Annotated in this window: 2 rRNA genes; both read right to left on the reverse strand. The window is 55.6% G+C overall.

Annotated features, from left to right (window positions below):
• Positions 1 to 104: 104 nt before the first annotated feature.
• A 23S ribosomal RNA gene (locus FJ887_RS18160) occupies positions 105 to 3,211 on the reverse strand.
• A gap of 392 nt (positions 3,212 to 3,603) precedes the next feature.
• A 16S ribosomal RNA gene (locus tag FJ887_RS18165) occupies positions 3,604 to 5,131 on the reverse strand.
• The 16S and 23S rRNA genes sit together here, the layout of an rRNA operon.
• Positions 5,132 to 5,134 lie beyond the last annotated feature (3 nt).

Genomic DNA, 5,134 nt, shown 5'->3' on the forward strand with positions numbered 1-5,134 from the left:
GTGTGGTAATGGTCCAAGAACCGCACAGCGAACGCGAACACCACAATGTGATCACACCAAAAACACTTAATCGTTACTCCCGCACACACCAACCCGTTCATGGGTTRTGTGAGTGATCGGCGTATTAGTACCAGTCAACTCCACACMTTACWGTGCTTCCATACCCGGCCTATCAACCCAGTGTTCTCCTGGGCACCTCCCCCCAACAGGGATGGAAATCTCATCTCGGAGCAGGCTTCCCGCTTAGATGCTTTCAGCGGTTATCCTTCCCGAACGTAGCCAACCAGCCATGCACCTGGCGGTACAACTGGCACACCAGAGGTTCGTCCGTCCCGGTCCTCTCGTACTAAGGACAGCCCTCCACAAATTTCCTACGCACGCAGCGGATAGGGACCGAACTGTCTCACGACGTTCTAAACCCAGCTCGCGTACCGCTTTAATGGGCGAACAGCCCAACCCTTGGGACCGACTCCAGCCCCAGGATGCGACGAGCCGACATCGAGGTGCCAAACCATGCCGTCGATATGGACTCTTGGGCAAGATCAGCCTGTTATCCCCGAGGTACCTTTTATCCGTTGAGCGACCACGCTTCCACAAGCCATGGCCGGGTCACTAGTCCCAGCTTTCGCTCCTGCTCGACACGTCCGTCTCACAGTCAAGCTCCCTTGTGCACTTACACTCGACACCTGATTGCCAACCAGGCTGAGGGAACCTTTGGGCGCCTCCGTTACTCTTTAGGAGGCAACCGCCCCAGTTAAACTACCCATCAGGCACTGTCCCTGAACCCGATCAGGGTCCGAAGTTAAGGAATCCAGAATGGTCAGAGTGGTATTTCACTTGCCGACTCCACCCGATCTAGCGACCAGGCTTCAACATCTCCCACCTATCCTACACAAACCACACCGAAGCCCAATACCAAACTATAGTGAAGGTCTCGGGGTCTTTCCGTCCTGCTGCGCGTAACGAGCATCTTTACTCGTAATGCAATTTCGCCGAGTTCGTGGTTGAGACAGCAGAGAAGTCGTTACGCCATTCGTGCAGGTCGGAACTTACCCGACAAGGAATTTCGCTACCTTAGGATGGTTATAGTTACCACCGCCGTTTACTGGGGCTTAAATTCTCCGCTTCACCCTTACGGGTTAACGGGTCCTCTTAACCTTCCAGCACCGGGCAGGCGTCAGTCCGTATACATCGACTTACATCTTCGCACGGACCTGTGTTTTTAATAAACAGTCGCTTCTCTCTGGCCTCTGCGACCACCACCAGCTCCCAACCGCTAGGGCTGTTCACCAGGATGGCCCCCCTTCTCCCGAAGTTACGGGGGCATTTTGCCGAGTTCCTTAACCACGATTCTCTCGATCACCTTAGTATTCTCTACCTGACCACCTGTGTCGGTTATAGGGTACGGGCAACACACACCCTCACGTCGATGCTTTTCTCGGCAGCAGAGGATCACCAGATCACCCCACCACTGTGGGGCGCCCATCAGCTCTCACACCCATGTGGGGACGGATTTGCCTACCCCCACGTGCTACAACCTTAGACCACGACAACCATCGCGTGGCCTGGCTACCTTTCTGCGTCACACCTCACGCTGACCGACTCCACACTCAGGTCCTCACCTCACCCCGCACACCGAATCCGAAGACCCAGTCGGGGGATCGGGGAGTTAGTCTCATGTGTTTTGGTATTGTCGGTTGTGTGTCGGTACCAGAATATCAACTGGTTGTCCATCGACTACGCCTGTCGGCCTCGCCTTAGGTCCCGACTTACCCAGGGCGGATTAGCCTAGCCCTGGAACCCTTGGTCATCCGGTGGACGGGTTTCTCACCCGTCTTTCGCTACTCATGCCTGCATTCTCACTCGTGACGCCTCCACCACTCGTTCACACGGCGACTTCACTGGCGACACGACGCTCCCCTACCCAACACCACACCATTACAGTATCGTGGTGCTGCCACAACTTCGGCGGTGTACTTAGCCCCGCTACATTATCGGCGCTCAATCACTTGACCAGTGAGCTATTACGCACTCTTTCAAGGGTGGCTGCTTCTAAGCCAACCTCCTGGTTGTCTTCGCAACTGAACATCCTTTCCCACTCAGCACACGCTTAGGGGCCTTAGTTGATGGTCTGGGCTGTTTCCCTCTCGACAATGAAGCTTATCCCCCACTGTCTCACTGCCACGCTGAACCTTACCGGCATTCGGAGTTTAGTTGACGTCAGTAACCCGGTGGGGCCCATCAGCCATCCAGTAGCTCTACCTCCGGCAAGAACCACGCAACGCTGCACCTAAATGCATTTCGGGGAGAACCAGCTATCACAGAGTTTGATTGGCCTTTCACCCCTAACCACAGGTCATCCCCTCCATTTTCAACTGAAGTGGGTGCGGGCCTCCACAACATCTTACTGCTGCTTCACCCTGCCCATGGCTAGATCACTCCGCTTCGGGTCTAGGACACGCGACTGACACCGCCCTGTTCGGACTCGCTTTCGCTACGGCTACCCCACACGGGTTAACCTCGCCACGCACCGCTAACTCGCAGGCTCATTCTTCAAAAGGCACGCCATCACCACAACCAGGGTGGCTCTGACGGATTGTAAGCACATGGTTTCAGGTACTCTTTCACTCCCCTCCCGGGGTACTTTTCACCATTCCCTCACGGTACTGATCCGCTATCGGTCATCAGGAAGTATTTAGCCTTACCAGGTGGTCCTGGCAGATTCACACGGAATTCCACGAGTTCCGTGCTACTCGGGGACATGCATCACACCGGGGTGACCTGTTTCGTCTACGGGACTCTCACCCACTGCGGTCCTGTTTCCCACCAGGTTCGACTACAGATCACACACATCAGCGTCTCGGTCATGCTGAACCGAACACACACACCCCACAACACCCAAACAGCAACACCAGCACGCTCTCACACTGTCAGGGTTTAGGCTCATCCAGTTTCGCTCGCCACTACTCCCGGAATCATTCTTATTTTCTCTTCCTACGGGTACTGAGATGTTTCACTTCCCCGCGTTCCCTCCACACACCCTATATATTCAGGTGCGGGTCACCACACTCACATGTGGCGGGGTTTCCCCATTCGGACATCCTCGGATCACAGCCCGTTTATCGGCTCCCCGAGGCTTATCGCAGATTTCCACGTCCTTCATCGGCTCCTGATGCCAAGGCATCCACCATGCGCTCTTACACACTCACACACCACCCATGAGGGTCGGTTATGTGTGTGTGCGCGAAAATATCACACTAAGAATTTTTGACTCAAAGAAAATCACACTACACACCAGCCAAAGGCTGGTGCTTGATGCTCGCGTCCACTATACGATTCTCAAACCACTACCAAACACCACCCCACACCTGACAGCAGTACTGCCAGCAGCGGGTTGGGTTGGGGCCTGTGGAACCACAGATTGTGATTCCAGGACCCAACAGCGTGCCTGCCCTACCCCCGACCATCAACCCTGTGATCCCACACGATGACTTGGCACCGGCAGGCAGGAGGTCAGGAGAAATGTGATGTTCCACCCTTGAGCAACCCACCCGAACCACGTCCGGGTTCTGTTGGTGGGCACCATATTGGTGTGCTCCTTAGAAAGGAGGTGATCCAGCCGCACCTTCCGGTACGGCTACCTTGTTACGACTTAGTCCCAATCACCAGTCCCACCTTAGACGGCCCCCTCCCCATACGGGGTTAGGCCACCGGCTTCGGGTGTTACCGACTTTCGTGACTTGACGGGCGGTGTGTACAAGGCCCGGGAACGTATTCACCGCAGCGTTGCTGATCTGCGATTACTAGCGACTCCGACTTCACGTAGTCGAATTGCAGACTACGATCCGAACTGAGACTGGCTTTAAGGGATTCGCTGACCCTCACGGGCTCGCTTCTCTTTGTACCAGCCATTGTAGCATGCGTGAAGCCCAAGACATAAAGGGCATGATGATTTGACGTCATCCCCACCTTCCTCCGAGTTGACCCCGGCAGTCTCCTATGAGTTCCCACCATCACGTGCTGGCAACATAGAACGAGGGTTGCGCTCGTTGCGGGACTTAACCCAACATCTCACGACACGAGCTGACGACAACCATGCACCACCTGTACACCAACCCCAAAGGGGAAGACCTGTTTCCAGGCCGGTCTGGTGTATGTCAAGCCTTGGTAAGGTTCTTCGCGTTGCATCGAATTAATCCGCATGCTCCGCCGCTTGTGCGGGCCCCCGTCAATTCCTTTGAGTTTTAGCCTTGCGACCGTACTCCCCAGGCGGGGCACTTAATGCGTTAGCTACGGCGCGGAGAACGTGGAATGCCCCCCACACCTAGTGCCCAACGTTTACGGCATGGACTACCAGGGTATCTAATCCTGTTCGCTCCCCATGCTTTCGCTCCTCAGTGTCAGTTACAGCCCAGAGTCCCGCCTTCGCCACCGGTGTTCCTCCTGATATCTGCGCATTTCACCGCTACACCAGGAATTCCAGACTCCCCTACTGCACTCTAGTCAGCCCGTACCCACTGCACGCGCAACGTTAAGCGTTGCGTTTCCACAGCAGACGTGACCAACCACCTACGAGCTCTTTACGCCCAATAATTCCGGACAACGCTCGTACCCTACGTATTACCGCGGCTGCTGGCACGTAGTTAGCCGGTACTTCTTCTGCAGGTACCGTCACTCTCGCTTCTTCCCTGCTGAAAGCGGTTTACAACCCGAAGGCCGTCATCCCGCACGCTGCGTCGCTGCATCAGGGTTTCCCCCATTGTGCAATATTCCCCACTGCTGCCTCCCGTAGGAGTCTGGGCCGTGTCTCAGTCCCAGTGTGGCCGGTCGCCCTCTCAGGCCGGCTACCCGTCGTCGTCTTGGTGAGCCATTACCTCACCAACAAACTGATAGGCCGCGAGCCCATCCCCAACCGAAAAAACTTTCCACCCACTCTCATGCGAGAGCAGGTCRTATCCGGTATTAGACCCAGTTTCCCGGGCTTATCCCGAAGTCAGGGGCAGGTTACTCACGTGTTACTCACCCGTTCGCCACTCATCCACCCCAGCAAGCTGGGGCTTCAGCGTTCGACTTGCATGTGTTAAGCACGCAGCCAGCGTTCGTCCTGAGCCAGGATCAAACTCTCCATAAAAAA

Source organism: Brevibacterium sp. XM4083 (genome assembly GCF_006489205.2).
GTDB lineage: Bacteria > Actinomycetota > Actinomycetes > Actinomycetales > Brevibacteriaceae > Brevibacterium.